Genomic DNA, 26,972 nt, shown 5'->3' on the forward strand with positions numbered 1-26,972 from the left:
CGCGCCCGATGGACGATGCGTTGGAAACCCGTGATCAACGCATTCGCCATCACCTTCGGTGACCGCTGGCCGGCCGCCGAGACCTACTGATCAACAACGCCGGAAACACCGATCATGAGATAGACCCTCCTACTCGGCTGGGACTGGTTGACGATGCAGAGCGCGAACTGGTGGGGCGCGGCGGGCCAGTGGGTCGGTGGACTGGGAACAGCAGGCGCCACCTTGATTGCCGCATACGTCCTTCTTGTGCAACAGAGAGACAAGCGTCAGGCTAAGGCGGAGGCGGTCAGCGCCTGGGTTGAAGTCAACGCAGGGTTCGTCAACCACGTCGTGATCGGAAACGGCGCACCGACACCGGTGTTCGACGTGATCGTGCGGGTGGTCTACAACGGCGCGACGATCGCGGTGACGTCGCCCGATTCTGTTCCACCGGGAGGACGCACAGTCGAACTACCAGACGGCGGTCCGGAGGTGTGGGCCTGCGCGGCGGATCTTGCGACGATGCAGCAAGGCCCCAAGGTGGACTTGCTGTTCCGCGACGCCGCCAACCTGGTGTGGCATCGACACGCGGATGGGCGCATCGAACTCCATCGCCGCCCCTATGACTGGTCAGCCGAGTACGCCACCGCCATTGAGGAAACCGACAGGGCTGAAGATCATGATGAAGCCACCAGTCGACCCATTTGACGATCCACGTTTCGACCTGACTCGCCCGTACCCCGGTGGCGATGCCGCCCGTGAACGCGACTACGAGGCTGCTCAGGAGGAGTACGAGCGAGCTGATCACCAGTACGCGCTTGCCGGTGGGCACGGGGAACACCGGCAGTACTACGCGCATCGCACCGAAGTCAGCCGAGCAGTCGACGCCCTCGCTGAGGAAACCCGGCACCACGGGCGCACCATTTCCTTGTGGCTGGTGTTGGATCACGGATTCCCGTGGCGGGACGCCTGTGACCTCGCAGATCTTCAACGGATTCTTGCGTTCCTTGCTGACCCGAAGAACAGGAATGAAGCCATGTTCATCGCCGAAGCACCACCTCGCCGCATCGACCGTTACGGGTCGAGGTGAGCGTACGAAGGCGATGAAGCCCAGTGGTGCAGACGTCTTGCGCGTGGGGAGGTAAACCGTGTGGACGTTGGGGTGTCAGTCAAGGAGGAGCTTCAGGATGTTCACTCCGAGACCAAGTACCGCGATGAAAGCCGCCCCCGAGGCACCTAGCACCACGGCGACGGGGCTCGCAGCACTGGCTGCCAAGAGGCATGTCGCGGCGCTCACGATCAGCGCCAGGAGCACGATCATCGCCAGCCATATGCTCCGTAGAGCCAGCCTACTGATTCCCATCGCTGTCGCACAGGAGATCGTGTCGAACGAGGGTTCACCGGCCGGTCCGTGCACACGATTTTCACTCATGATCCGAGGTTGACAGACAGCAAAGTACCTGGTCAAAGTTGGTGCTCGACGTTAGCGCAGCAACGTAAATGCGAACTCAGCGGTACTAAGAGACTGTGGTGCAGTAGTATCAGAACCACTGCACAGCAACATGGGAACGCTTGGGCATCAATGGGAAGTCCGACCCGGCGGCATGGAAAAGACCGCTGACCCCCATACCCCGTGACGCCACTACTCCACTACCTCCGGTCTCTCCTGCACAAAGGCCTAGGAACTTCATGGACGCCCCCGATCGGGACACTGCCCTCCTCCACCTCCGCACCGCCGTTGAACGTTCAAAACGTCAGCAGCAAGTGCCCTTCGCCAGGAACTTCCTCAGCTCCACCGACGACACCACGCCGCCGCTGGCACGGCTCATCCGAGGCGGGCGAGGAGGCGGAACCCGCCTCAAGCTCTACTTGACGATCACGATGATGGTGACCCGCAGCCCCCACGACATTCATCAGCCCCCGAGTTCTCGCCTCTGGGCACGCACCCTCGCCATGGCAGATCCTTCTGCGCCACGACGGATCACCAGCAACCTGAAATGGCTACACAACAACAAATTCATCGCCCTCACCCCACGGGCGGGAGCCATCCCAAAGATCACTTTGCTGGACCCAACCGGGACCGGCGACGCCTACGTTCGCCCACTGCTGAGCGGTGACACCTACGTCACCCTGCCGCTCGACCTGTGGAATCAGGGATGGATCTTGAAACTGTCCCCGACCGCCCTCGCGCTTCTGATGGTGATCCGCGACGTACAGCAAACAAAAGACGCCCCCCGCTACGCGAACCGACAGCTCCACGATTCCTACCAACTCTCGTGGGACACCTGGACCAGAGCCAGCCAAGAACTCGTCGGCCACGCCCTCCTGGAAACCACCCGTGTCCCACAAGGCGGCGACTTCGACTACCAGCGGATGCGAAACCTCTACCGCATCAACCTGGAACGGTTCACGAGTCAGCCCACCTGGTGAGCAACTGAGTCGCTGCCACAAAAGGTTATGGGTCCCGTCAAACGAACCACTCGAACACTTATCTACAACCGATACATGTGGTTTTTCCGATACCCATATGTGCAAGAATCACGTCCAGACCGACAGCAGTTCGTCACAGAGCTTCACCCGACGACGAGCACCACTCCATTCTGCTTCACTAGCAGCCCCAACCAGTGATCGGCGACGAGCGCCCCAGGAACAGCCTGCGCAAATACGGCTGCGTTACAGCGATCGAGTTGCAGGTGATTTACACTGTCAGGAAGACTCCCTAACAGGTCCGCTACCTGTATCCGTAGCTGGTCATGCACAGACGAGCGCCCGGTAAGTACAGAACTGGTGCGGTCGGCTATGTGTTCTCCGACAATAGTGGCGACGACGTTATGCCGGTGGTCTTCGCGGTGCAGCCCCTTGAGAAGTGGGAGCGTGTGCTGATACGGCGCCATCAGTTCAAGCACATCCTGGTAGGAAGCGGTGAAGGTAGCCAGACGCCAGAATTCGTCATCAGACTCCCTGAGCGATGCACGAAGGATTTCGAACGCTGGAGGGTTGAAGGCCCATCCTTCGAAGTCCGCTAGCGCCTCCTCGATCGCGCGAGAGTGTTCGGCACTCACTTGAAAAGAATCGATTTCGTGGACTGTCTGCCACGTATCATCTGGCTGGGCAGAAAGAAAGGAGAACTCGGTTTCGCCTTGAGCGAACCAATCATAAATTGCACAAACGATACGTCTGCGGCGAAGTCTCTCCGGGGCAGGGTCAATCACGTGCGGAACACAGTCGGGAAGCTCATCTACGGCGTCAGCTAACTGCACAATCGCGTCGAAGATGCAACCGAACTCGTGACCAGGTGATGCATCGTGCTTATCGGCGTTCGCGGCCTTCCTGATTACGTTAAGGGAATTAGTATGCGCCCACCCTCGCTGTCCCAGTTTCTGTGTCATCTCGTATAGACTGGCCTTTGCAACAGACCACTCACTCTCACTCGCCTTCAGGGTTCGTTCCCAAAGCGCTGCCGCATCCCGCGCCGCAGCGCCTATATCATCCGCGTCATACCCGTTGACCCGAAGCTCGTTCATCCGCTGAATGATCTCGCGAGTACCGTTCTCCAGATAATCTACGAGACGCATGGCACCTCCATCACTAGCAGGCGGGTCGGGGCGTACGTTCTACCGTCAGCGCGCGTAGTGCACATAGTCCGCACGTCCTTTCGCCTCTCAGGTTTGGGCACATTCCAGTACCCGTTTGTGTAGACCCTTGCTTTGACAGGTATGTTCACCTGACACTCTCGTCGTCGTATGTGGAGGGCACGTGTGCGTATCCCCGGGGCCACCTTCGGTATGACACGTCTCCCGGATCTTGGCGCACTCAGCGACCAGGAACGGACGCCGGGAACACCAGCACATCACAGTCTTGTGGCATTCATTCTTCGCTGGACTGTCGCATGGAATGTTCGTTGCGGGATGGAACAGCGCGGCTGGCTCGACGGGCGAGGCGGCGCACCAGCCTACGACAAGGCAGCGCGACGCAGCCCCAGCCTGTCTCGCACCACCGTGAAGAACATCCTTGCTGGGACCACCACGCCGGACACCGCGTCGTTGGTCGCCCTATCGACAGTCTTCGAGTTCTGGGTACTTACGGGGTTCGAGCGCAATCTAGAGGTCCTTGGGGTTCATTTCGTCTAATAGATTGGTCCAACAGATTGGTCCAATCTATTGACATACACGCTGTTCCACGCACACGTGTTTACACGTGGAATATGGTTTACTGGTCGTGGAGGTGATCCACGTGTCCGACACGTCGCTGGACCGCACGGTCCACGAACATGAACAGCGCGCTGTTGAAACACTCGGCGGACTAGTCGACCTAGCGCGGGTCGCGTCACGGCTCGGTGTGACGTGGCGTCCATCCGACGCACTCATTTCCACGTGCCGCGACCTTCTTGCGCTAGCCCCCCAACATGAACCCACGTACCACCACGAAGCCGACGACCACACCGCCCATGCCACAGCAGCGCCTTCGCCTCCGGTTGCCGAAAACACGACACGGCCGAACGGCCGCGCCCGACGTGGCGCGGTGACCGGAATGCTCCTAGAGATTTTGAGTGAGCATCCAGACGAAGACATGCGTGCCGTCGAACTGGTAGCCCCCATGAAGGAACGTGGATGGGTGCCTGGGACCAGGCCAGAGAATCAAGTCGGCAACGCGCTGGACCGTATCGCAAACGATGAGAGCAATCCGGTCGAAAAGGTCAGCCGTGGCCGCTACCGCTACGTCGTCCATAAGCCTCCCCGCATCAGCGGGGGTACCTCGGACGTCGTGTCCGAGGGCAGATACAACCCCACGGGCACAGATGACCAGTGGGGGTCGTCGACACATGAAGGAGCGGCTTATGAGCCCGCCCCGGAAGAACAACTCCGCACCTAAAGCACCTAGGAATCGTTCCCAGACAAGCAAAAACCCCGCCAAGTCGTCCAAACCATGCGGGGTCATGCAGAGTAAGTCAGCTAAAGGCTGGCTTCAACTGCACTATAGCAGCTTTTTGCCGTACGGCAAAAAGCTGCTGATCTGGGTGGTGGTCCGGCTGCTGCTGATCGTGCTGGAGCAGGCCCTGCCCGCGCCGCTGAACGTCCCCTTCACGCTCCTTCGGGCGTGGGGTGACCGCCAGTCCGGCACCTGAGGTAGGGACCTGATGGGTAGCGCAACAGTCGTCCTGTTGCGCTACCCGCACACTTAGATACCACCAGCCTTGGCTTGTTGACACTTACATCGCCGAGCTGGATTACACGTGCGCCCGGCGAACCTCCACCACAGGTTCTCCCTCGTTGCGAAGGAACTCCTCGAATTCGGCGCGTAAAGAGGAGAGCTCCACGGGGCGGCCTGCGGCACCGTCGAGGAGATCCTGGAGGTTCCAGATGGCGAGGTGTCCGAAGCGTGCGTTGAACAGCGCGACTTCGCGGATCGTGAACTCGTCGTGGAAGTCCAGGAGGGCGTAGCCGAGGATCTGGAACAGCACCTTAGCGTCCAAGGTCGCGTACCTGCTGCCGTCCGCCCGCTTACTGCCTAAGACTGTCTTGATTTCCACCAGGGTTCCGGCTGCGATCAGATCAGCGTCGGCGTTCATCAAGACAGAGCCGGTGAACGTCGGGCCAACCGACCACGTCCCCGTGCGGGTGGCTAATGCGGGCACAAGCACAGCCTCGGCTTGCTCGCGTAGGGCGGCAAGCTGGTCGAGCGCGGCGGGTGAGGCGAGGCTGAGCAGGTCATCACCGGACACCGTGGCCGGGTCGAGCATGGCGAGCACGGAACGCTCGGGTGACACGCCTCGACCGAGTTCAGTCAACAGTGACAGGGCCCAACATCCGCGAGCGACCAGTTCGGGGTCACGGGATGTGGGCTGGTGGGCGCCGTCGAACACGGGGACTGGACGGTCGTGATCCAACTCATCAAGAGCGGGAGTCGGTATGCCGAGGCGGGCGGCGAGTTCAGCCAGCGCGGTCGGCATTCGCCCACCGAAACGTTGGGCACCGACAGCGGGCAAGTCCACGTCCGGGTGGGGATCGACGAGGAAGCGAACCAGGTGATCGAAGCTGCCACCGATCGCACCAGTCCCCGCGCCCGTGGGTTCGGTACTCGCCGGGACCCGAATGGGGCCAACCGCTTCTTTGTATCGCTGGAAGATGGTCTTGGTGTGCTGGGCCGGGAAGCGTTCGACCAGCCACGGTTTCAGCGGGCAACCCTTCAGCTTCAGCGCCTCAGTGAGTGCTGGCCATCCGCTGGTCATGTGGATCTCAAACTCATCGGGCACGTGTTTCACCGTCCGTATTCGGCGTCGTAGCGCTGCTTCAGTTCGGCGGCGCGGTGTTCGTCGCAGGTGTGGCTGGGTTGTTCGGGGTCGGATCGGAGCTTGAGCAGCCGGGATCGGATCGCGTCAGGGGAACGTCCGTGATGCTCCGCCAACTCGGTGCGCAGTGCCGCAGCCTCTGCCGTGGGGGCGGCGGAAAGCCATTCGTCTCGAAGCGCAGCTTCCTCCTGCGGGGTCCAGGTGGCGTGCGATTGCCGTGGCCCTCCGGGACGAGGAGGTAGACGACGGCGAGGCGGATGTGTCCCAGCGGTGGTCTCGGGGACGAGGGGCCAAGTCTTCGCGGCGGCGCGAACATCGGTAGCGCGTGCCCGCAACTGAGTTACCTGCGTGGGGTTGCGGCGTTCGCCTTCGAGGTTGCGGGCCCGCCAATCAAGTTTGTCCGCGAAACTGTTTTCGTGGTTTCGGAACCAGTGGGCTTGTTGTCCGTGAAGGTCTTGCGGCGCGATCAGACCGATCTGGTCCGGGTGGTTCTTCGCGAGTTTCCAGGCCAGGCGTGCTGCTGCGAGAGCGTCCTCAGCGCCGTCGTGGGCCTTGTCATGGCGGACGTCGTAGTGCGCGCATAAGGCACCGAGGTTGGCCTTGCCTTGACGGCGAGGTGCGAGGTGTCGGTGGATGCACAGCGGGTCGATTACCGGTCCGCTCAACGGAAGGGTTCGATCGTGGTGGCGGCGTAGCTCGGCGTCGAGCATGGTCAGGTCGAAGGCTGCGTTGAACGCGCACAGTGGTGTCGTCGGTGTCCACACTTCACCCAGATAGGCCGCTATTTCCGTAACGACGTCGGCGGCTGGACAGCCTTCCTGTCGTGCTTGCTCCGTGGTGATGCCGTGGATGGCAGTCGCGTCCGCCGGTATCTCGACTCCGGGGTCGGCAAGCCACGTGCGGATGCGCACGACGGACGCGGTGACCACGCGGTCCCGGAGTGGGTCGACATTGGTGGTCTCTAGGTCCAACGCGGCGATCTGACCATCTCTCCATGACGTAGCGAGTTGAGTCATGCGCGAAAAGTAGCAACTGGGGCCGACAACTTTTGCCGATTCGCGAACATCGTTGATCGACATCGCCCGGATGGACGCTTCAGCCTCGGCATGGAGGTGCCGTTGATCGAAGTGTGCCTGTGACATTGCGCTTCCACTCGTTGGCGATCCAAACCGACACTGGATGGCACGAACGGGACCTCAATGCGCAAGTGTTGGGCGTGGTCGGGCCGGTCAACACCGGCAAGAGTTCGCTGCTGGACTCCTGCATGTACTGCCTGGGGCGCAAGGTGCCATTTCGTAAGGCGATGCGCCGACACGTCCGTGCGGTCGAGCTGACCGCCCGCATCGGCGACGAGGTCGTGCGGCTGCGGCGTGGACGCGGTCACCGGGCGAACCTGGTCGAGGTACGTGATCAAGGCGGGACCCTGGTGCGTCGGCTACCGGTGCGTGCAACCAAGGGCAGTTCGGAGACCCTGTCGGATTGGTTGCTGAGTTTGCTCGGGCTACGTGGCGGTCTCGCTTCCGTTCGACTCGGACGCGGTGCGGCAACACAACTCACCTTCGACGACCTCTTGGGCTACCTATATCTGCCGCAGGACTCGCTGGATCAGCACATCCTGTTCCCCGAGGCGCAGGAGGATCGGCGCAAGGCGTTGTTCGAGTTGCTGTTCGGGCTGACCAACCCAGAGTGGGAAAGACTCCAAGGTGAGAAGCGGCAGCTACAAGGACAGATACGGACCCTGCGGACGACTGTGCGCCGCCACACCGACTTTCTCGCCGAATCCGAAACCACCAATGCTGACGCGCTCGCATCCGAACTGGCTGGTCTCAAACGCCAAGAAGTCGCCGCCGCAGCCCGCCTCGCACGGCTACGAACTGACGCCCGCACGACGGATAGCGCTGGGGACAGCCTGCGCGGCCAACTGGAAGCCGCCCGGCACCGTGCCGACGCCACCGAGAAACGAGTGGACGATCTCCGCGACCAGGCACGCGAGGCACGCCGGGCGCTGGCCACCCTCGACCGCCAAGTGGGGAAACGCACCTCCTCTATCACCGTCACGTCGTGCCCTGCGTGCTCAACCGATCTCACCGCCCGGCCCACGTCCCCAGCTCATTGCCATCTCTGCACCGAGCCGATCGCCGACACGGACACCGTCGACGACCAGACATTACGAGCGTCACGCCAGCGGGCGACCGAAGCGCTCGCGGCGGCACAGTCTCGTGTCGAGCACGCCCGCCAGGAAGCCAAGGCAGCCCACAGTGAGGTGCGACGGGTACGTAACGCACTCGATCAACGGTCAGCGTCGATCTTGGCCCCGTTTACCGAAGCCATAGCGCAAGCCACTGCTGACGTGGAAGCAATCCGTGCCCGGCTGGCCATGCTCGGCCGCCTCCGCGAACCACACGACCGAATCCGGGCCATGCAACACAACATCCTGACTCTAGAGGCCCAACTAGAGGAACTGAACGCGCGCGAAGCCGACTTCGGAGAGGCGGTCGTGGCGAACCCCGACGACCTCTTCGAGTACCTGGACGGCGAGTTCCGCAAAGCCATTGGTGAGCAGGAGCTGCCGTGGTACGCCGGACGTGCGCGCCTTGACCCCACGACCTACCTGCCCCTGGTCGATGGCCAGTCCTTCGGTGATCTGGGCGGAGGCGTGAAATGCGCCGTGGCCGTCGCCTACAGCGTTGCCCTCATTTCCTACGCCATCAACTTCGGCCCCTGCGACCTCCCGATGCTGCTGGTCATCGACTCGCCCCGCAAGAACGTCGGCAACAACGCCGAAGACCGAGCCCTCGCCCACCGCATCTATCGCAACTTCCTCACCCAGATCGGCGCACGCGAAGGTTTGGTTCGCCCCTTCCAAGTCATCCTCGCCGACAACGACCTCCCTGAAGACATCGCCAAACAGATCAAGGTCATCAACTTCGACTACCCCAATGAGCCCTTCATCCCCGGAATCGACGACCCACACGGCGAAGACGACGACGAGATCGAACAGCAACACCACGACTCCGCCGACTAGATCGGCGGCCACAGCGGGCTCCTGCCTTCTGCGCCGTGTCGGCGAAGCAACGGCAGCGATGCCGCAGGTTCTGTCGGTGATGGTCGCTACGGTGCCCTCCGCACGCCACGAGACCGGAGGAACGCCGAACGTGATTACACCTGACGTCCTGAACATTAGCGTTGATCTCCGTGCCCTGACTGTCTCGATCATGGCGGTGGGTCGGTGAGTGAGCGCAAACGCAGCTACGGGCGCGGGGTGCGGGAAGCTCTGTTCATGCTCAGCAGGGGCCGCTGCTACGCACCCAACTGCCCGCAGCAGGTGCTACGCATGGTCGACGACGACCCGAGAATCAACATTCAGATCGCGCACATCCACGGACTGAAGCGCGGCAGTGCCCGGTTCGACGAGACCATTTCGGTCGATGCGCTGAACAGGTTCACGAATCTTCTCTTGCTCTGTCAGGCACACCACGGCCCAGTCGACGACAAGTCTAAGGCGGCGAAGTACCCGGTGAAGCTGTTACGGCAGTGGAAAAAGGACCGTGAAGGGGACTTCTACGACCAACTCGCCGAACTCGACGGCATCAGTGAGAACGACCTGCAGCAGATGCTGACCTCCACCGTCACAGAGGCGAAAGACGAGCTACTGGACGCGATCAGGGAAGGCACCACCATCAGCAAGGGCACCGCAGCGATGTTGAAGAAGCTGGTTGCGGAGAACTTCGATCGGCCTTATCTCGACTTGGATGCCATCGCGCTCCTGTCAGATTCCGCCAAGTCGCTGCGGCACCTTCCGGACTCGGCCGGACTGCTCTATGAAGCGTCCCGGCGGCTGCCTGACCTCGACAACGCCGCGACATTGCATAGCGCGGCCATGAAGTTGGCCAACGTGGTGGACTACGCGGGGATGCTGCGGTCGGCCGCGACCGACCTCAATGCGGCGGCCATGTCAGCGAACGAGAGCAGCGGCACCGCATACGAGATCAAGCAAGCAAGTTCAGCACTAGATGCGGCGTCGGGCGAGCTGTCCCGGGTGGTGGCGGCCATCAACGAGGCCACCCGACAAGCCAGCGCCATCGATCCCGGCAGCGGCGGCGTTCCGCATGCCGACGACAGTAGTCACTGGCTGTTTTTCAAGTGGGGCTTGGGAATTGGCGCAGGAGTCGTGGCCGCCATCGTCTTCGCGGTGCTCTTTTACCAGAACAAGGGGACCCCGTAGCTGGCAAGCGTGATGCGCCGAGGCCCCGAGCTTCCCGGACGAACGCCGCAGCTTGCGTGAGCACTCAATAAGCGCTAACTTGATTGAGTACTTATTGAGCGCTCACATTGGAGTTCCATGGCGATCCCGGCCACCGCCGTCAAGCAACGCCGCACCGAACTGAAACTGACCCAGCAGGAAGCCGCGCGACGCGCAGACGTGTCCCTCGCGACCTGGCGACGCTTCGAAAACGACACCCACGACCGCGACGACTTCGACGGATTCCGAGCTGACAAACGCAAAGGTTTCGCCCGCGCACTCAAACTCAGCGACACCTCACTCCGTCAACTCATCACCGGCACCCTCGACGACGACCCGACAGACGAGGAACTGAGCCCTGGCGCGGCCAAAATAGTCACCTTGTTCAACACGTCGTTCACCGGGAACCCACTCACCCCAGCCGACGCAATGGCCTTGTCCAACACCGTCGACTTCTCCGACTTCTGCCCCACCCGTGACGGACTCTTTCACGCAGACACCCCACTGGGCGACGAGTTCGTCTCATGCCTCAAAGGCGAAATCAGCATCCGCGACGTTCCCCTGCTGTGCGATCTGCCCGAGTTGGCCCTGACCCACGTCAACAACCACTGGCTGACGCGCATGGGGGAACGCATCATGCGGGTTGGAGCCGAACTGGGCGAAGGGCGCATCCCGCGACCGGTGTGTTTGGCCGACGAATACGCGATATGGATTGTCATCACGAACACCGACGCACCCCAGCTCGGTGGTGTCCACGACCTCTTCCCAGGGGTTCTCAGTGCCGAAGACGTGTTCGGTTACGACCCCGACTTCGACGATCCCGACGACGAATCCGAAGGGCAGCACGAGTGGATGAACCGCATGGCGGGCGCACTGCTGCCACCGGAGAAGGATCACGACTTCCGCCGCCACGACTTGACGATCATGGAGCACTACGGGCAAGGCGTGTACGACCCCACCGACCGCCGCCATCCGTTCCGCTGGTTCGACCGTGACGACCTTCGCGAGCGATGCGAATCCGAGATCGCCTTCGTTCGACTGCCCAAAGACGAGCAAGACGCTCGCACAGTGGAGGCACTCAACCGAGCATTCCCGCCGCAAGACACGTGACACGAAGCTGGATCAGCAGCCCGCTAGTGGCAATCAGGATGGTTCGCGATCGTATCCGGGGCGCACGGTTCCGCCCGGCCCACGCAACGACAACGTGTTGTTGGCACGATCGGTGACGTCGGCCCCGTTGGCGACCGAGTGGAACACGCCGAGGTACACGTAATCCCAGACACCAGGGGTGGTTTGCGCATCGCGGAGTTGCACTGCGATGGCCGCGCCGGACTTGTCGGTCAGGTGGAGGGTGGGGCCAAGGATGCTGGGTTTGATGTCGACCTTGGTCAGCTCGTAGACCCGGACGTTGCGTTTTCCTAGGGTTAGCCAGCGGGCTCCGGCTGCAAGTTTCCTGGGGCGAACCTGGATCAAGCCCATGACCGTGCCGGTACCCGCCGCGAGCCAACCGTATGTCGGACCGGAGGACGGAATGTTGAGTGCTTGCAACACAGATCCCGCGAGGGCACCGAGGACGACAGCGATGACGACCAGCTTCAGGAACGTCGTGGTACTGGTGTAGTCCCAGACGAGTGTCGGTTGGCCGGTCACGGGCGACACGGGGGCCTTCGCGGGATCGCGTGCGTGGTGAGGTTCCGCGTCGGCGGCCCATTCGGGCATCACGGGTGCGCGGGGCGGTGCCGGTTTACCGGTTCTCCCGTTCGGGATCGGGGGAAGCGCGGACGCCGCGTTCGTCGTCTCGTCTGGTTCAGACATCAGGTGATGGTGGCCTCCTTCGTGACGGGATGTCCGGCGATCTTCTGCCGGTTGAACATTCGCTGGAGTCGCACGGCCTTGTCGCGTATGCCGGTTACGCGGGGCGTGAGGTGGGCACTGTGCCAGCGAACGTCACCGGTTCAGCGCTGTGAGCCGGGGCCAGTACCAGCTTCAAGTCGCCGGACGGTGCAAGTACGTAAGCGTCGGTGAAGGTGAAGTCCTGACCTGGTGGGACCTTTTCGTCAGGGACGAGTGGGGAATCGCAGGGGCCCGCCGGGTCTTCCAACAGTTTCGCTGCGCCTGGTGCCCGTTCGGGACTGCTGACGGCCAGGTCGCGGACCCGGTAGTCGGTGGTGCTGCGGTTGAGGATTTTGATGGAGACGATCGCTCCGTGGCTGGTGCCGGTCGGGTAAGCATTTGAGCTGGGTGTGCATGGTTGCGCTCCGAGCACCTCGATGCTGATGCCGTCTGGCCAGGTGTTGTGTCCCCATGCGGTGTAGTCGGCGCTGCCCTCGGTGGTGCTGGCGCAGCCTGCGACGACCCCGGCGATCGTCGCCAGAGCCAGGGCGACGGTTGGGTGGCGCATGCGGTCAGTGTTCACGACGGTAGAACCGTCCCCAACGCTCGTCCTCGGGATCACCTTCCGGCTGCTCGCGGGGTGCAGTGTTTCCGTCGAGGGGATCGGGGTGGTCGGCGAACCAGGCAGGGTTGGCGGGGTTGCGCAGCACGTTCTCTGGCCAGGTGGGGTACGCCTCGCGGAATTGGGCGGCGGACATGTCCGCCATCCCGGACTTCGCCATCGTCTCCTGAAGCAGCGGGTCGGCCATCAGCTCCCACACCTGGATGTCGCTGAGTCTGGTCACGTCGATGTCGCGGGGACCGTCCGGGAAACGGAGCTGCGGCACCTGGTCCAATTCCAGCAGGTCCCGCGCATTCGGGTCGACCCTGGCACCGGCCGCTACGGAGTGCAGGATGCCGTTGTAGACGAGGTCCCACATCCGCCGGTCGGACTGCCACTCCCGAAGGGCCAGGCCGATGTTGTCCTCGTCGTCGGCCAACCCGAGGGTCATGACGGTGGGGCCGCTCCCGAAGTTGATCTGGCGAAGCCGGTAGAGCTTGATGACGTGGTTGCGTTTGTGGATGCCGTACCAGTAGTAGTCGTACTGGAACCAGTCCGCCCCAGCGGAGAGCACTTTGTACGTGAACGGCCCGGTGATCAGCCAGGCCACGACGACGAACACCAGCCACACCGGCCAGGCGGTGGCCCATTCGAATGGCGGGTCCCCGTCGAGGACCCGGATCAGTGTGAACCCACCGGCAAGGAGTGCGAGGCTGACAACGAAGAGCGCGACCTTTCCGCGTTTACTTTCCTTGTGCCACGCCAAAATCGACCCCAAGCCCGGGGGCTGATCCGGCTTGTGCGATCCCCGGATTTCCCGGTCCGGATCGCGCTCTGGGTGACGGTCCGGGCCTGCGTATCCGCGCCCGTGCGGGGGGAACGGCTCACCCGTGTCCCGGTCCGGACGTGGCGGTAGCCCACCGGATCCCGGTGGACCGGGAGTGTGGGTCACCTGCCCATGCCCTCGTACTCGATCTTGTCGATCTGCTCGGGCATCGGCTTCTCGTCAGGCATGTAGTAGTCCACCACCTCGCCACCGGCGAATCCGCCGATCAGACTCCCGATTCCACCGCCCAGGACCGTACCCCAGGGCCCCAGCGGTGTGCCGATAGCGCCGCCGACGACGCTGCCCGCCGCGCCCCCGCCCACAATTCCGGCCGAGCTGGCGACAGCCTTGCCCCACGTCTGCTCCCCGGTCGCCGCACCCCAGATTTCGTTGCCGACCACCAGGCCGGTCCCGATGTAGGGCAGCTTCTTCAGGGTGCTGCTGACCGCTTTAGTGCCGAGCGCGGCATCGTCGACCGGCGCGGCAATGTTGGGGTTGCCCTTCCCCGGGTATGCGGCGGATGCCGTCCGGACGTTCTCCGGGATGTGCTTCAGCAGCTTGTCAAGCGAGTCGATCTTCTCCCGGTACCGCTTCTCCTCCAGCCCCGATTTGGCCGCGTCGACCAGCGCGCGGGATCGCTCGGGGGAGGGGAGTTTCCCGGCGGCGAGTTGCTGGAACGCGAGCGCGTTCTCCCCGGCGCGGGTGGCTTTCAGCAGCGAATCGTGGCGCGCGTTTTCGGCGGACCCGATCCGCCCGATGACCGCCGACGCGCTGGTCCTCCCGATCGTCCAACTGTCGATGTTGGCGCTCTTTTCGGGGTTCAACGCATCCCACAAACGCTGGTGGGCCTCTTTTTCCTTGTTGCGGGCGTCGGTGAAGATCGACAGGCACGTGTTGTAGACGTCGACCTTGCGGTTGAACTCCCCGACCAAAGCTTTGTAGCCGTCGATAGCTGCCTGCTTCGCGGTGATCTCGCCGCCGGAGTCGCCGGGCATCATCGGGCCCATCGTCAACTCCGGCGGCACTCCCGGGCTGTCCGGCCGCCGCACGATCGGCCCCTCAATTTCGAGTCCACCGGCCGCCGCTTTCCCTAGCACGTCGTCCATTTGCCGGTAGACGCCTTCGAGTCCGTTCGCGAACTCGTCGAGGGCCCTGGAATACAGGGGCAGCGTGTAGCAGAGGTCGTGCAGCGGGTCCAACGTGTCCGTCACCGACCCGGCGAACGCATCCCGCGACGGACCGCCCCAGGTGGCTTCGGTGCCGTCCCGGCTCTGCCGGTAGAAATCTTGAGCGCTTTCGGCGTACCCGGCGTTGGTTGTGAGGCGGCCAGCGGCTTCCCGGCACATGTCGATGGAGCCGTTGACGGTGGTGTTGAGGTCCTGCGCGGTCATCACTCTCTCCCCTGGATGGACGACGGTCAGCCCGGCGCGGGCGGTTCAGGTGTACGCCCCGGAGTTGCCGCCTTCGGCTCCGGTGGCTGCTCCGACGGGGCCGGAGCTGGCGCGTCCTCGAACGGGTTAGCCTGCGCCTGTTGCTGCTGCTCACGGTTGACCTGGTCGATCGTTTTCACCGCAGCTTCCGAGTTCGCACTATCGAGCCGGAGGCGACCCTCATTCGAGTTCTCGATGTCGGCGTAGGACCCATCGGCGGCATCGACCTTGGCCGCGATCTCCTCACCGATCTGCGCCAGCGCGGCACTGCCCTGAGAGATCCGCACCAGGGCGGCCCCGACGACTTCGGAGGAGAACCCTGCATCCACAGCGTCCGGAAGGTTATCGGCCAGCAAGTCGAGGTAGCCGACACCGACCCGTAAATCTTGTGCGGCCTTCGTCAGCGCGCCTTCGTCGTGGTGGAAACCGCCACTCATCGTGCTCCCCGTCTGCGATCGTTGGCCATCAGATGTTCCTTCGGCTCCAGTCGCGCACCGGAGCGCTGTGCTGCGCGTCCTCCGTGAACGGGACGTCGAGGACGATCCCGGACGCGCCGGACTGGACGGCGACTTCGTCAAGGCGGTGAGCTTCGATCGCCGCCGCAGCCTGATGCGGGCCACACGCCGCCACCAGCGCAGGCAACGACGAGTACGCCAGCAGCAGCGGCTGCCCGGGTTTGCGGCAGTACAGCTCGGCGTCGACCTGACGGTCACCTTCCTGGACGGGGCGGGTCGCGATCCACAGCAGACCAGTGGTGGCCATGTCGTCGCCAGTCAGCTCCAGGTGCTCCATCGGCTCGATCTCACTCGGATCCGGCGCTGGGTAGCGGACGCCGTCCGGATGCCACGCATCCAGCGCGACGAGGACAGCGCTGTCGAGGGTTTCACCGAACTCGATGATGTCGTCGGCCGTGGCACGCACATACGGTTGCCCTTCGCCGCACGACGCGACCAGCCCTGCCATGTGGGAATAGGCCCACAGCACGATCTCGTTGCGGGCGGTCTGGTACAGCTCCAGCGGACCTTCCGGGACGGTCAGTACGTAGAGTCCCTCGTTCGGGTGTTCGGTGAGTTCGTCGAGCGAGAGCATCGCGGCCCGGTTAAACGCACGCAGCTCGCCGGTCCGGCGGGCTGCCGGTCCGCTGCTTGGGTCCCCCAAGGCTGTCCCTCCCTGTGGTGCTGCTCGGTCATCCCCCGAGTGCTCAGTGTAGCGACCACGCCGGACAGGCAAGCCGTTTCTGCGAGCATCGCTCCGACGAAACCCCGTTGCTTGGAACGGGGTTTGCGCAGCGTGTCCCCAATCGGGGCAAACCCTCCCTCAGCGCCACCCGAGTGGAGTAGCGCTGCCGATCGCGCACCACCTCCCGGTAGAAAACGGCTCCTCGCTGCCCAGCGGCACCTTGAACGACCCTGCTGGTTTCCCAGCGATCCGATCGTTGACTCGCCTCCGTCCGCTTCGTCACCAGCGCATGCGCAACTCTTCCCGCAGATCATGGAGTTCGTCGGCCACGACCTGGGTGGGGGTGCGCATCGCGTTGGCCTGTGCTCGGCCGACGTGTTCGCGTTCCCGGGCAGCGACGGCAGCCGGATGCCAATGCCTGGCGCGCACTTTGCCGTAATGCCGGAGGCGTCCGATGATCGCGCCCAGGCCGAGCCCGACGCCTGCGGCGAGCACCGCCAGAATTGCGACCCCGAACGCGGTGGCCCCGGCGCTACCGGTGGCTCCGTACAGGGATGGCCACCAGATGGCGATCGTGGGGAGGACGCAGGCGGGGACGGTCCACGCCTGCGCCCCGGTGACCAGACTGCGCCGGTCCGGTACCTCGGGCGGTTGCGGTGGCGTCGGTGGGCCCCACACCGCTTGAGCAGGCCCCGGATCTGCCGGTGTCTGTGGTGGGGCCGTCGCGGGTTGCGGAGACACGGTGTTGCCTTGGGCGCGGGCACAAGCACGGCGGTATGCCCCAACTGCCGATGCCACGAACTCGATGTCATCGTCTCCTACGCCTCCCGCAGGGGCGGCTACCTGCATCCGCTCCCGATAGCTGGGGTCATCCGCCCCGGGCATCCCAGCCTGAATCCATCCCGCGATCACGTGCGCTTCCGCCTCGTCGACGGGTGTGGGCTGGTAGTAGGAGGCACGGGGTGACCCCGGATCGTCCAGGCAGTTCTTCGTCTTCAGTCCGGTCGAGATCGCCCTTCGGGCTGCGGGCATGTACTGCCCGTCGCGGCGCACCACGGCCATCGCCACAGCCAGCACCTCCACGGTGCTTGTTCTCGGTACGTCCATCCCCAGGCCCCCTCAGTACCCGGTGGTCGTGGTCGGTGGTGCGGGCGGCACACCACACAGGACGGTGCCTTCGACCGACACGGCGGGGTGGATGTCACCTTCATCGTCGGTCCACACCGACAACCCCTTGGCGTCGATCTGGACGGCTTGAGGCGTCCACTGCCCGCTGTTCTGCACGGGCTGCATGGTTTGTCCCTCGGCCGCGACAGTGACTTGGCCGTCCCTGGTGACGGTGACACTCGTGTCGCTGGACGGGCTCTTGATGACCACCTGGGTGTTGGTGCAGGTCACCTCGCCGCCGATGGTGGTGTTGCGCCCGTTCCCCACTTTGTTGTGTCTGGTGCTTAGCTCGCCCCAGTTGAGGTCGATGCCGTCAGCGACTCGACCGATTTTCGGCGGGCCCTCGTCAGCGGCCGGGGAAACCCCCTGTTGGGGAAGCTCCTCTGGTTGGTCGTTGCCGCATCCGGCGATGGCGAGTGCGGTTGTGAGTGCGGCGAGGGTTGTGACGGTCCCACTGAAAGCCCCTTGTGTCCTTAGCATCTTCACCTCTTTGGGTTCGGGTTCGTGGCCCCGGCGAGGTTACTAGCACGTAGTCCGGTTTTCCATACTGCCCGTGGAGATCGCCAGCGGATCACATGGGCCGTGCCTGAGCCGAGCCCCTACCGCCCCATCCCGGATGCTGACTACGACGCGCTCCGGGCAGCGTTCGAAAAACACCGCAAGGACCAGCAATTATCGTTCGATGCGCTCGTGCGCATGACGGGCATCGCCCGCTCCTCCATCATCGACATCGCCCAGGGACGGACGCGTGGCAGCCTGGAAAGTTGGCACCGTTTGGCCCATGCCTTAGATGTCCCACTGGCCGACCTGATGCGGCAGCTTTGCGCGGACCACGGCACGGAAGGAACGTCCTGAGTGGTGTTCGTCAGCCGTGGAATTCCGAGTCTTGGGCACCAGAATTCATGGGCAGTGCGCCGACGAGCGACCGTGGTCCACGCCGCCGCATTCAACAATCCACACCGGCTGGGGTAGGGCTGTGGGTATCACTACGGGGAAATGGCGTGAAGGCGAGTTCGCCCGGTGGCAACCAGCGTGGGATGGCAAGGCAGTAACTCCGGAATATGTCTTCCTGAAGCACCGGGAGCAGCTTGAAATAGACCTCGCGCCGCGCCGCGAGGTCCTACCCCTCGAACCATCAGTCCTTCCCGAGGACTGGGCCGCGTTCCGGGACAGCCATGTCATGCGGCGCAACTTCCCGGAAGGAATCAGGACAGCCGGGTGGGTAGCTCAGGTGTACCTGGGCTGGCTCAACGAGGAGCAGCGTTTGGTTGTTCATCGTCGCCGAACCCACCAGAGCGGCCGCTATGGCGGCGACCTGAATCTGCTTGGGCTGGAGCGGGAGCACCCTCGGGATTTGGCGGCGAAGTGGGTGGGAGCGGTCGTCGACATTGGGCCGAGTTCGATCTTCGACACGATCGCGGGCCGTCGGTGGCCGACACTGCGGGAGGCGATGGCGCTGCATGAGCCTGCGGTCCGGCGCAATATGCCATCCGAGGTTCAGCAGACGTACCCGTGAACACGGGGCCCAGTTGTATCTGGGTGATCGTGGCGGGGTACAGGGATGACGGCTTTAGGGGGACCGTCACGGCGCAAATTGCCCCTTGAGCCGCAGGTCAGCGTGGGTAACTGTGGACTCATGCGATCTTCTATCCCGCCCGAACGCGACCGCCTCGCCGTGCTGCGTGCCCGCGTCGCGACGCTCGTCGCCGAGGGCCTGGAGATCGAGCACGCCACCCGTACCCCCGGCGCCGACACGACCGCCACGGCCCACATCTGGCACGGGTTGGCCGCCGTACTCGACGGTGCCGCCGTGCAGCGCGCCCACCGCCTGCCGCGTCCTGGTACCCAGCGCCGCCTCATCTACGACCTCGTGCCGACCACCGAGGTGATCACACCAAGCGCGCTGCGGGCCCGGCTCGCCGCGCACGGCGTGGATGTGTCGACGAAGCGGGCGTCGACGTTGCTGTCGAACCTGGCGCAGATCGGCCTACTGGTCCACGTCGACCGGGGGCGCTATGCCCGCACTCCCGCTGGTGCGCTGCGCGCCGCGATCCCGAAGGCCAGACGAGAGGAGTAGTTCGTGTCGACGGCCCTTCTGGGGCTGTCGGGGATGCGACAACCGCATAGCGGGAAAGAAAAGCGCCCCGGTCATCACACCGGAGCGCCCTGCAACCAAAGAATCTGCGTTCAGGGTAGCGAGGCACATTCTTGCCCGCAAGCCACCGAGGCCCGCAAGGGTCGCTCGGCTGGTGCCGCACGCCCTGACACAGCCCACACTCGATCATTCAGTCTTGCCCTGCGCTGGCGGCTTCGGTGCCCGGTGGGGCCACAACTCCTCCTTCAGGACGGCTTCCAGTTTGGCGAGGGTGGCGGTGTCGATGTAGATCGTCCCGGCCAGCAGGCGGCTGATCGTCCCTTGGTCCATATCCATTTTCTCGGCGACCTTGTGCTGACTCAGGCCCTGCGTGGTCATGGCGGCGCGCACATTCCGGGCGAGTTGCTGGGCTGCGCGGGCTTCGTCGGGAGCGTTGGACTTCAGGGGGCCGTCGGGCCATTCCCCACTGGCCAGGGACTCGTTTGGCGGCTTTACGGAGCGTCTGCGGGGCACGCGGTCAGGGTAGCTGTCCGGATCGATGGGCCGAAGGGTTGCTTGCTTTCTGTCGGAGTGCACCGGCATAGTGATGAATCAATTCATCGCTACGTACGCCGGGAGGTTGCCCTTGCACCTGATGACGGTCCCCCTGTCCACCAGCTCATTCAGCTCATCATGAGCGCGCTTTCCCAGGCCCTCACACAGATTCGCGCAGCTTGGGCTGCACAGATCGCGGCAGGTGAGTTGAGCGCATCCACTGTCGCCCAGTGGAGCGTTTTCGCCGGGCAGCTCGAAACCCTCGCCGCCCAGCTCGGCATCGTCAGCCTCGACGACATCGACCCCGATTTGGTCGACGACATCGTCCGCAGTCCCCTTCAGGACAGCAAAGGGCGGCTCCGTGAACCCGCACTGCCCACACAGCACGGCAGAAGGGTGGCCCTGCGAAACGCCTACCGCACGGCCCGCGCCCTCGGGCTCACGGACGCGGACCCTGCCCGCGACACCGACCTCCCCGCGAAACCCGTCGAAACCACCATCCGACCGCTCACCGATACCGAAGCGGAGCGGGTGAAGTCCTGGGCGGTGTACCGGTGGGACAAGCTGGGCCGCCGCCACGGCGCGATGGCCGCGCTCGCCCTCACCGGCGCGCACGTCGCCGAGGTCGGCGGTGTTTACCCGGACAACGTGGACCTGGACCGTGGTGTGGTCCGCCTCCCCGGCTGCGGCCAACGTATCGACGCCCGCACTCTCGTCCTCGACTCGTGGTCGGCGCTGGCCCTGCATGACCGGCTCGCCGACATCGACGACCGCAACCTCCCTGTCGCCGGGCTGGTCGGGGACTGGGTGCAACGGAAAAACCTCGTATCGACCGCGCTCCGGCGGGTTTTGACCAAGGCGGGACTTGGCGGCGACCCCACCCTCCGCCCGGCCTCGCTCCCGGCTCACGCCGCACGCGCTGCGTTTCTGCGCCACTGGCAGATCGAGGACGCCGCAAGGGTTCTCGGTGTCCGCAGCCTCGACGCCGCCGCCCGCACCATCCGCTACGAGTGGCGGGTGAGCGCGTAACCCATGGCCCGCCAGCGCGTCCAGACACTCCCACTCGGCGAGGGCACCACCCTCACCGACAAGGATGTGCGCGCGCTGAACCGGCTGTCCATTATGGACATCGACCGGGTGATGGCTGTGGTCACCGACCCACATGTGTACGAACTCGCCACGGTGTTGCCTGACCAGCAGCCTGGTCGGCCGGGACGGCCCCGCAAACACCCCACGTACATGTACATGATCTTTCATGCGCTGATCATGGTGTACGGCTCCGCCCGGAAAGCCGAAGGCGCGATGCTCAACGAGTTCTACTGGGGCGCAATCAAATCCGGTGTCGCTGGGGTCCTCGGCATCGACGCCGCGCGTCGTCTCGGTGGTCAAGGGATGGGTCGCCACGAGTACAACCACGCTAAACGCACCTGGCTGGCGCTGGCCCGTGCCCGCGAACTCGGCCATCTCAGCCCGGATGCCAAGACCGATTTCGCGAACCCGCAGCGCTCCACCTACCTCGCCGGGGATGGCACCGTCACGGCCTCACCAATCCGTGGCAACACAGCGGACAAACGAAACCTCCGACGTCAGGACACGGGTGCAGACTGGTATGTCGAAGGTGGTGAAGACGGCGACCCCAAGTACGGGCCGAAATTTGTGTTGTTGTCGGTCCGCAGCGACGACACCAACTCCCGCGTCATCGTCGGATGTCGCTATCAACAACCCGGGAAAGGCTACGGAGGGGAAGCCGGACTCGCCACGAGGATGGTCGAAGACCTCGCACGCCGCGCAGTCGGGGGTGTACAGGGTGTCGTGTACGACGGGGCGCTACGAGGTGCCCACCGCGACCGGCTGATGAAGGCGGGGCTGGTCGTCGTCAACAAACAACACGGCGACACCCCACCCACCAAACTGGAAACCGTCTATCCCGACACGCCCCGCGCCCGGCCAAGGGAACTGTGGGCGGCAGGTGGGGACCTATGCACCCCCGCGACAGTCCTCACCCGCACCGACCAACCCCGCACCCTCGTCCCCGTGAAGCAACACAAACTGGAGCGCCGCCGCAACAAAGACGGCACCTGGCGCTGGTACCGAGCCATCCACGTCGACGGCGGCCGCCCCATCCGCGTCCGCATCGACACCACACCCAACGACCGTGAACGCGGTTTCAACCGGGCCGAACACGTCCGCCAAATCCCACCCTCCACCCAGGACCAGCCGAACCCGCTGTTCGACACGATCTACGGGTGGCGGCCCTCCGCCGAAAACCTGCACTCGGTGCTGGATCGCCGTTTCTGGAACGGCCGCATCCCCGCCTACAGCCCCACCAGCCAACGCCTCGTCATGCTGTCGTTCATGATGGCGGAGAACGCGATGGCTAGACAGATTCATCTACGCCGCCAACAGGCCCGGACCCGCGCACCCGCCATCCAAATCGCCGCCTGAACCACGCCACGACGCTACGGCACAGGCGCGGCCTTCAACGGGAAATCTGGGACGGTTTTCCAAAACAGCTTCTGCTCGAACTCCAACGCCAGCACCGTCGCAACATGCCTGGCACCTGCTACATAGACACGTGCGCAGGTGATAGCCCCGTGCAGCCCGAGCGAATGTTTGCCGTCACTGTTCCGCCTCAACACCGACGACGCGGGCGGGGTCTTGTTCTTCGTCGGCCCTGGCCACACCTCCGGCCCCCACCCACTCGCTAAGCCATGAGTGAGACAGTGCCGCACCTGCATCCACCCCGCCGCCTCAGCCTTCGTCGCCTCCCAGTTCAACGACCTGGGCAACCAAAAGGACTTCCCAACCCCAGGCGGGCTCCACACATCAACGCTGAAATCAACGCCGATCTTGCCTCTCAGCTCAGGAAACTCGCGCCGCACCAACTCATCCACCACGCCGACGTCAGGATTGTTGATGCTCAGCTTCTTCGCGATCTGCCCAAAGCTCTGCCCCTGAAGGTAGAACACGGTCGCCAAGAAGTCCTCCACAAACCCTTCGAACGCCGAGATCACCCCCAGCGTGATCGCCGGAGCCAACGCCGCCGCGTTACCCGGATGCCCCTGCTTCCTCGGGTGCAGCGCCATCAACTTCGACGGCGTGAACAACGCCCGCGCAAACCTGTCCACACACGTCTGCATCTGCGGCGTCAACGCAGCAGTCACCATTCCAGCACCCCCAGGGCAGCGTCGATCACATCGTCGTCACCAGCATGGCACCCCAGCACCCACCCCGGTTAACAAATGCGGACCCGCGCGGCCAGCAGGACCACACCCGACCTGCGTAAACCCAGACAACAACGACACCATCACGCCCACACATACCATCGTGCCTGGTCAGCGATTTTCAACCACAAACTCAACCAGTCCCCATCCACACCTGGTTGTCCACAGAGCTGTGGACAACCACGAAACCTGTGGACAACTGCCGGACGGGTCAGGCCGAAGAGGGGTGGCGGGCCGCAAACAGGGATATCGGACGTCGTGGCAGACAGGTCGCCGGACAGCAGGAAAGGGACGTGCGGCTGGTGCTCCTCCCCAGGCCACCGGTGCCGCACGTCCCCGTCGAGGTGCCCCCCTCGAGCCCCCCTGCTCCCCTCACGAAGAAACATTACGGACGGCCCCGAAAACCGGGCAGCGTAGAACTACTCAACTCTCCCGCGGGCAAAGCCGCACCCTCGCGCCGCACCGGTCAGAACAGAAGTTGCGCGATCGCGTAGATGACCACCCCGGCGAGCGCGCCGACCACCGTGCCGTTGATCCGGATGAACTGCAGATCCCGGCCGACCTGCAGTTCGATCTTGCGCGAGGTCTCCTCCGCGTCCCACCGTTCCACCGTGTCGGTGATGATCGTCGTGATCTCACCGGAGTAGTTGCGCACGACGTACGCCGCCGCACCCTCGACCCATCCGTCCACTTTGGACCGCATGGCGTCGTCGGACATCAGCTTGCCGCCCAGGCTCTCCAGTCCCGCGCGTACCCGCTTGCGCAGCTCGCTCGACGGGTCCTCGGCAGCCGTCAGCAGCATCTCCTTCGCCGTAGCCCACGCCGAACCGATCAGCTTCTGCACCTCGTCGTGCTCGATCACCTGCTGCTTGACCTGCTCGGCCCGCGCCATCGTGTCCGGGTCGGTCTGCAGATCCTGCGCGAACTCCACCAGGAACTTGTCCACCGCCAGCCGCATCGGATGGTTCACGTCGGTCTTCACCGCCCACGCGAACGCCAGCACCTCGCCGTACACCTTGTCGGCCAGCATCTCGTCCACGAACTTCGGCGACCACGTCGGCGCCCGGTCCGACACCACCCGCAACATCGTCTGGTGGTTGTCTCGCACCCACTCGTAGGCGCGATCGCACATGAGGTCCACGAGCTTGTGATGCGCCCCGTCGGAGAACACCCCGCCCAGCAACTTGCCCAGTGGCGGCCCCCACGGCTGGTCCACCACCCGGCGCACCACCGCCTGCTCCATCACGGCCTGCACGTCCTCGTCCCGCAGCACCGTCACAGCGCCGCGCACGACCGTCGACAGCTCCGCCGTCACCCGCTCCGAGTTCTCCGGCTGCGACAGCCAGCCGCCGAGCCGCCTCGACATGTCGAGGCGGTGCAGCTTGTCGCGCACCACGTCCTCGGCCAGGAAGTTCGAACCGACGAAATCGCCGAGGCTGCGCCCCAGCGTGTCCTTCTTGCGCGGGATGATGGCCGTGTGCGGGATCCGCAGCCCCAGCGGATGCCGGAACAACGCCGTCACCGCGAACCAGTCGGCGAGCGCACCGACCATGCCCGCCTCCGCGGCCGCCCGCACGTAACCGACCCAGCCGGGCCAGCCCGCGGACTGCGCCCAGCTCGCCAACAGAAAGACGACACCCGCCCCGACCAGGAACGACAGTGCCACCAGCTTCATCTTCCGCAGACCGCGCTGCTTCGCCTCGTCGTCCGCGAGGCCGCCCGCGAGCCCGCCGGGGGGCCGTGCCGGGCTACTCGTGTTACTCGCCGTCAGTTGCTCCACCACCCCATTGTCCGTGAGGATCAGCCAACATGCGCGAACCCGCTCTCGTTCCCCGGCTCCGGCCGTTCACCTCGACCATCTTCGCGGAGATGACGGCACTCGCCGTCCGCACCGGAGCGGTCAACCTCGGCCAGGGATTCCCGGACACCGACGGTCCCGCCGGAATGCTCGACGCCGCACGTGACGCCCTGTACGGCGGCGCCAACCAGTACCCGCCCGGACCCGGACGCCCCGAGCTGCGGCAGGCCATCGCAACGCACCGTTCGCGCTACGGCACGCACTACGACCCGGACACCGAGATCCTGGTCACCGCCGGCGCCACCGAGGCGATCGCCGCCTCCCTGCTGGCACTCACCGAGCAGGGCGACGAGGTGATCGTCATCGAGCCCTACTACGACTCGTACGCCGCCGCCGTCGCCATGGCAGGCGCCACCCGCCGCGTCGTCTCCCTCACCGAAACCAGTGACGGCGGCCGGTTCGCCCTCGACGTCGGCGCCGTCCGCGCCGCCGTCACGCCGCGAACCCGCGCGATCCTGGTGAACTCGCCGCACAACCCCACCGGCACCGTGTTCACCCGCGCCGAACTGGAAGCGCTCGCCCTCGTCTGCGTCGAGCACGACCTGATCGCCGTCACCGACGAGGTGTACGAGCACCTGGTCTTCGACGACGCCGAGCACATCCCGCTCGCCACCCTGCCCGGGATGCGGGAGCGGACCGTGAGCATCTCCAGTGCGGGCAAGACGTTCAACTGCACCGGCTGGAAGATCGGCTGGGTCTGCTCCACACCCGAACTCGTCGGCGCGGTGAAGGCCGCCAAGCAGTTCCTCACGTTCGTCTCCGGCGGACCGCTGCAACCCGCCGTCGCGTACGCCCTCGACCACGAACTCGGCTGGGTGGAGGACCTGCGGAAGTCACTCGCCGGGAAACGGGACCGGCTCGCCGCGGGCCTCACCGAAGCCGGATTCGCCGTCCGCCCGTCCGCCGGGACCTACTTCGTCTGCGCCGACGTCCGCCCGCTCGGGTTCACCGACGCCGCCGACCTCGCGTTCCGGTTACCCGAACAGGTCGGCGTCGCGGCCGTCCCGGTGCACGTCTTCACCGACCATCCCGACGACTGGCGGCACATGCTGCGCTTCGCCTTCTGCAAGCGCGACGAGGTGCTGGACGAAGCCGTCGCCCGCCTGCACACACTGACCTGACCGGATCAGCAGAGGTCGGACGCCTCGAAGCCCGCGGCGACCAGGCGCCTGCGCATCCGGTCGAAACACCGTCGCCGCAACGGCCCCACGCTGCCCGGTGCGACGCCGATCTCCGCCGCGAGCTGCGCGTACGTCAGCTCCGGGCGGTTCACCAGCAACGTCAGCAGCCGGCGTTCGTTCTCGGGCTCCGCTTCAGCCGCCCGCCAGAACGCCGCCGCCCGCTCGGCCGCCAGCGCCCTGACCTCCGGCGAGGCCGAGGCGTCCGTGGCGGGCTCCGGCGGTGCGGGAATCTCACGCCGTCGCTGCGCCAGCAGCCGCAGCGACTGCCTGCGCGCCGTGGTCACCAGCCAGCCCGGCAGGGAAGCCGGTTCGCGCAGCGTCGGCAGCGCGTCCGCGAGCGTCGCCCAGGTCGTCTGGCAGACGTCGAGCGCGTCCGCCTCACCCAGCCGGTACCCCCGCGCGACGCGCAACAGCAACGACGTCGTCTCGCGTACCAGCGACGCCCAGGCCAGCTCGTCGCCGCGCCCGGCCCTGCGCACCACCTCGGCCAGATCCATTCCGGCCACCACCTCTCGTTCTCCGACCGCTCGTCA

29 protein-coding genes are annotated in these 26,972 nt (G+C 64.7%); 13 read left to right on the forward strand and 16 right to left on the reverse strand.

All coding sequences use genetic code 11. The features are described from left to right. The first annotated feature begins 147 nt into the window (after positions 1-147). Both CFN78_RS28890 and CFN78_RS28895 read left to right on the forward strand, forming a co-directional pair. Positions 148-687 (forward strand): hypothetical protein, encoded by a 540-nt coding sequence (locus tag CFN78_RS28890; protein ID WP_133116464.1) that lies wholly within the window; start codon positions 148-150, stop codon positions 685-687. Continuing rightward, positions 659-1,069, forward strand: a complete 411-nt coding sequence (locus CFN78_RS28895; protein WP_133116465.1) for a hypothetical protein — start codon at positions 659-661, stop codon at positions 1,067-1,069. Before CFN78_RS28890 ends, CFN78_RS28895 begins: the two co-directional genes overlap by 29 nt. Positions 1,070-1,144: 75 nt before the next feature. Here the strand turns inward: CFN78_RS28895 and CFN78_RS25540 are convergent, their stop codons facing one another. After that, positions 1,145-1,411 carry a hypothetical protein gene (locus tag CFN78_RS25540; protein WP_133116466.1) on the reverse strand — a complete coding sequence of 89 codons (267 nt, stop codon included), beginning with the start codon at positions 1,409-1,411 and terminating at the stop codon, positions 1,145-1,147. A 257-nt stretch (positions 1,412-1,668) separates the two neighbouring features. Between CFN78_RS25540 and CFN78_RS25545 the strand changes: the two genes are divergently transcribed. Beyond that, positions 1,669-2,409 carry a hypothetical protein gene (locus CFN78_RS25545; protein ID WP_094865587.1) on the forward strand — a complete coding sequence of 247 codons (741 nt, stop codon included), beginning with the start codon at positions 1,669-1,671 and terminating at the stop codon, positions 2,407-2,409. Between the two features lie 143 nt (positions 2,410-2,552). Here the strand turns inward: CFN78_RS25545 and CFN78_RS28900 are convergent, their stop codons facing one another. Then, the gene (locus CFN78_RS28900) at positions 2,553-3,554 is read right to left on the reverse strand and encodes a hypothetical protein (RefSeq protein WP_133116467.1); all 1,002 of its coding nucleotides are present in this window, start codon (positions 3,552-3,554) and stop codon (positions 2,553-2,555) included. 1,412 nt (positions 3,555-4,966) lie between these two features. Between CFN78_RS28900 and CFN78_RS29365 the strand changes: the two genes are divergently transcribed. Next, positions 4,967-5,104, forward strand: coding sequence for a hypothetical protein (locus CFN78_RS29365; RefSeq protein ID WP_165777708.1), 138 nt, complete (start codon positions 4,967-4,969; stop codon positions 5,102-5,104). A 102-nt stretch (positions 5,105-5,206) separates the two neighbouring features. On the opposite strand, the gene CFN78_RS28905 is transcribed toward CFN78_RS29365, so the two are convergent. Next, a complete protein-coding gene (locus CFN78_RS28905) occupies positions 5,207-6,232 on the reverse strand; it encodes a hypothetical protein (protein WP_133116468.1) in 1,026 nt (341 codons plus the stop codon). 5 nt (positions 6,233-6,237) lie between these two features. Then, entirely contained in the window at positions 6,238-7,410 is a 1,173-nt protein-coding gene (locus CFN78_RS25570) for an exonuclease domain-containing protein (RefSeq protein ID WP_240519689.1), read from the reverse strand. On the opposite strand from CFN78_RS25570, the gene CFN78_RS28910 reads away from it, so the two are divergent. From CFN78_RS28910 to CFN78_RS25585, 3 genes are all read left to right on the forward strand, one after another. Further along, positions 7,404-9,293, forward strand: coding sequence for a hypothetical protein (locus CFN78_RS28910; protein ID WP_133116469.1), 1,890 nt, complete (start codon positions 7,404-7,406; stop codon positions 9,291-9,293). The genes CFN78_RS25570 and CFN78_RS28910 overlap by 7 nt on opposite strands. A 204-nt stretch (positions 9,294-9,497) precedes the next feature. Next, positions 9,498-10,493, forward strand: a complete 996-nt coding sequence (locus CFN78_RS25580) for a hypothetical protein (protein ID WP_133116470.1) — start codon at positions 9,498-9,500, stop codon at positions 10,491-10,493. A gap of 117 nt (positions 10,494-10,610) precedes the next feature. After that, positions 10,611-11,621 (forward strand): helix-turn-helix domain-containing protein, encoded by a 1,011-nt coding sequence (locus CFN78_RS25585; RefSeq protein WP_094865594.1) that lies wholly within the window; start codon positions 10,611-10,613, stop codon positions 11,619-11,621. A gap of 33 nt (positions 11,622-11,654) precedes the next feature. Here CFN78_RS25585 and CFN78_RS25590 read toward each other — a convergent pair whose 3' ends face one another. From CFN78_RS25590 to CFN78_RS28920, 8 genes are all read right to left on the reverse strand, one after another. Next, positions 11,655-12,326 (reverse strand): hypothetical protein, encoded by a 672-nt coding sequence (locus tag CFN78_RS25590; RefSeq protein WP_133116471.1) that lies wholly within the window; start codon positions 12,324-12,326, stop codon positions 11,655-11,657. A 94-nt stretch (positions 12,327-12,420) separates the two neighbouring features. Further along, positions 12,421-12,927, reverse strand: coding sequence for a hypothetical protein (locus tag CFN78_RS25595; RefSeq protein ID WP_133116472.1), 507 nt, complete (start codon positions 12,925-12,927; stop codon positions 12,421-12,423). Further along, positions 12,917-13,723, reverse strand: a complete 807-nt coding sequence (locus tag CFN78_RS25600; RefSeq protein ID WP_133116473.1) for a hypothetical protein — start codon at positions 13,721-13,723, stop codon at positions 12,917-12,919. Before CFN78_RS25600 ends, CFN78_RS25595 begins: the two co-directional genes overlap by 11 nt. Before the next feature lie 170 nt (positions 13,724-13,893). Beyond that, positions 13,894-15,162 (reverse strand): hypothetical protein, encoded by a 1,269-nt coding sequence (locus CFN78_RS25605; protein ID WP_094865598.1) that lies wholly within the window; start codon positions 15,160-15,162, stop codon positions 13,894-13,896. A 26-nt stretch (positions 15,163-15,188) separates the two neighbouring features. After that, positions 15,189-15,638, reverse strand: coding sequence for a hypothetical protein (locus tag CFN78_RS25610; protein WP_094865599.1), 450 nt, complete (start codon positions 15,636-15,638; stop codon positions 15,189-15,191). A gap of 28 nt (positions 15,639-15,666) precedes the next feature. Continuing rightward, on the reverse strand, positions 15,667-16,359 hold the full coding sequence (locus tag CFN78_RS25615; RefSeq protein WP_133116474.1) for an SAV_915 family protein: 693 nt from the start codon (positions 16,357-16,359) through the stop codon (positions 15,667-15,669). 300 nt (positions 16,360-16,659) lie between these two features. Beyond that, complete coding sequence (locus CFN78_RS28915) at positions 16,660-17,448, reverse strand: hypothetical protein (RefSeq protein ID WP_133116475.1); 789 nt, start codon at positions 17,446-17,448, stop codon at positions 16,660-16,662. A 51-nt stretch (positions 17,449-17,499) separates the two neighbouring features. Continuing rightward, the gene (locus CFN78_RS28920) at positions 17,500-18,033 is read right to left on the reverse strand and encodes a hypothetical protein (protein ID WP_133116476.1); all 534 of its coding nucleotides are present in this window, start codon (positions 18,031-18,033) and stop codon (positions 17,500-17,502) included. 96 nt (positions 18,034-18,129) lie between these two features. Here CFN78_RS28920 and CFN78_RS25630 point away from each other — a divergent pair, with 96 nt between their 5' ends. The 3 genes from CFN78_RS25630 (at position 18,130) to CFN78_RS25640 (ending at position 19,624) form a co-directional block, all read left to right on the forward strand. Then, complete coding sequence (locus CFN78_RS25630; RefSeq protein WP_205660650.1) at positions 18,130-18,402, forward strand: helix-turn-helix domain-containing protein; 273 nt, start codon at positions 18,130-18,132, stop codon at positions 18,400-18,402. 121 nt (positions 18,403-18,523) lie between these two features. Further along, a complete protein-coding gene (locus CFN78_RS28925; protein WP_133116477.1) occupies positions 18,524-19,063 on the forward strand; it encodes a hypothetical protein in 540 nt (179 codons plus the stop codon). Between the two features lie 120 nt (positions 19,064-19,183). Then, positions 19,184-19,624 (forward strand): hypothetical protein, encoded by a 441-nt coding sequence (locus CFN78_RS25640; protein WP_133116478.1) that lies wholly within the window; start codon positions 19,184-19,186, stop codon positions 19,622-19,624. 204 nt (positions 19,625-19,828) lie between these two features. Here the strand turns inward: CFN78_RS25640 and CFN78_RS25645 are convergent, their stop codons facing one another. Further along, a complete protein-coding gene (locus tag CFN78_RS25645) occupies positions 19,829-20,155 on the reverse strand; it encodes a helix-turn-helix domain-containing protein (RefSeq protein WP_165777709.1) in 327 nt (108 codons plus the stop codon). Between the two features lie 159 nt (positions 20,156-20,314). Here CFN78_RS25645 and CFN78_RS25650 point away from each other — a divergent pair, with 159 nt between their 5' ends. Next, positions 20,315-21,205 carry a hypothetical protein gene (locus CFN78_RS25650; protein WP_133116479.1) on the forward strand — a complete coding sequence of 297 codons (891 nt, stop codon included), beginning with the start codon at positions 20,315-20,317 and terminating at the stop codon, positions 21,203-21,205. A gap of 3 nt (positions 21,206-21,208) precedes the next feature. After that, positions 21,209-22,621: a PAS domain-containing protein gene (locus tag CFN78_RS25655; protein ID WP_094865607.1), complete on the forward strand. Its 1,413-nt coding sequence runs from the start codon at positions 21,209-21,211 to the stop codon at positions 22,619-22,621. Between the two features lie 14 nt (positions 22,622-22,635). Here the strand turns inward: CFN78_RS25655 and CFN78_RS25660 are convergent, their stop codons facing one another. Both CFN78_RS25660 and CFN78_RS25665 read right to left on the reverse strand, forming a co-directional pair. Next, positions 22,636-23,343 carry a hypothetical protein gene (locus CFN78_RS25660; protein WP_240519690.1) on the reverse strand — a complete coding sequence of 236 codons (708 nt, stop codon included), beginning with the start codon at positions 23,341-23,343 and terminating at the stop codon, positions 22,636-22,638. A gap of 523 nt (positions 23,344-23,866) precedes the next feature. Continuing rightward, positions 23,867-25,180, reverse strand: a complete 1,314-nt coding sequence (locus CFN78_RS25665) for a DUF445 domain-containing protein (RefSeq protein WP_094865693.1) — start codon at positions 25,178-25,180, stop codon at positions 23,867-23,869. A gap of 29 nt (positions 25,181-25,209) precedes the next feature. Between CFN78_RS25665 and CFN78_RS25670 the strand changes: the two genes are divergently transcribed. Further along, positions 25,210-26,379 carry a pyridoxal phosphate-dependent aminotransferase gene (locus tag CFN78_RS25670; protein ID WP_094865608.1) on the forward strand — a complete coding sequence of 390 codons (1,170 nt, stop codon included), beginning with the start codon at positions 25,210-25,212 and terminating at the stop codon, positions 26,377-26,379. Between the two features lie 5 nt (positions 26,380-26,384). Here CFN78_RS25670 and CFN78_RS25675 read toward each other — a convergent pair whose 3' ends face one another. Further along, positions 26,385-26,936: an RNA polymerase sigma factor gene (locus CFN78_RS25675; protein ID WP_240519698.1), complete on the reverse strand. Its 552-nt coding sequence runs from the start codon at positions 26,934-26,936 to the stop codon at positions 26,385-26,387. Positions 26,937-26,972 lie beyond the last annotated feature (36 nt).

Origin of the sequence: Amycolatopsis antarctica (assembly GCF_002262875.1) — a bacterium.
Lineage (GTDB): Bacteria > Actinomycetota > Actinomycetes > Mycobacteriales > Pseudonocardiaceae > Amycolatopsis > Amycolatopsis antarctica.

Excerpts from the sequence above, each read along its gene's own strand:
- CFN78_RS28895 (WP_133116465.1), top strand. The coding sequence starts at position 659 with ATGATGAAGCCACCAGTCGACCCATTTGACGATCCACGTTTCGACCTG.
- CFN78_RS25540 (WP_133116466.1), bottom strand. The coding sequence starts at position 1,411 with ATGAGTGAAAATCGTGTGCACGGACCGGCCGGTGAACCCTCGTTCGAC.
- CFN78_RS25545 (WP_094865587.1), top strand. The coding sequence starts at position 1,669 with ATGGACGCCCCCGATCGGGACACTGCCCTCCTCCACCTCCGCACCGCC.
- CFN78_RS28900 (WP_133116467.1), bottom strand. The coding sequence starts at position 3,554 with ATGCGTCTCGTAGATTATCTGGAGAACGGTACTCGCGAGATCATTCAG.
- CFN78_RS25570 (WP_240519689.1), bottom strand. The coding sequence starts at position 7,410 with ATGTCACAGGCACACTTCGATCAACGGCACCTCCATGCCGAGGCTGAA.
- CFN78_RS25585 (WP_094865594.1), top strand. The coding sequence starts at position 10,611 with ATGGCGATCCCGGCCACCGCCGTCAAGCAACGCCGCACCGAACTGAAA.
- CFN78_RS25590 (WP_133116471.1), bottom strand. The coding sequence starts at position 12,326 with ATGTCTGAACCAGACGAGACGACGAACGCGGCGTCCGCGCTTCCCCCG.
- CFN78_RS25605 (WP_094865598.1), bottom strand. The coding sequence starts at position 15,162 with ATGACCGCGCAGGACCTCAACACCACCGTCAACGGCTCCATCGACATG.
- CFN78_RS25610 (WP_094865599.1), bottom strand. The coding sequence starts at position 15,638 with ATGAGTGGCGGTTTCCACCACGACGAAGGCGCGCTGACGAAGGCCGCA.
- CFN78_RS25640 (WP_133116478.1), top strand. The coding sequence starts at position 19,184 with ATGCGATCTTCTATCCCGCCCGAACGCGACCGCCTCGCCGTGCTGCGT.
- CFN78_RS25650 (WP_133116479.1), top strand. The coding sequence starts at position 20,315 with ATGAGCGCGCTTTCCCAGGCCCTCACACAGATTCGCGCAGCTTGGGCT.
- CFN78_RS25655 (WP_094865607.1), top strand. The coding sequence starts at position 21,209 with ATGGCCCGCCAGCGCGTCCAGACACTCCCACTCGGCGAGGGCACCACC.
- CFN78_RS25660 (WP_240519690.1), bottom strand. The coding sequence starts at position 23,343 with ATGGTGACTGCTGCGTTGACGCCGCAGATGCAGACGTGTGTGGACAGG.
- CFN78_RS25670 (WP_094865608.1), top strand. The coding sequence starts at position 25,210 with ATGCGCGAACCCGCTCTCGTTCCCCGGCTCCGGCCGTTCACCTCGACC.
- CFN78_RS25675 (WP_240519698.1), bottom strand. The coding sequence starts at position 26,936 with ATGGATCTGGCCGAGGTGGTGCGCAGGGCCGGGCGCGGCGACGAGCTG.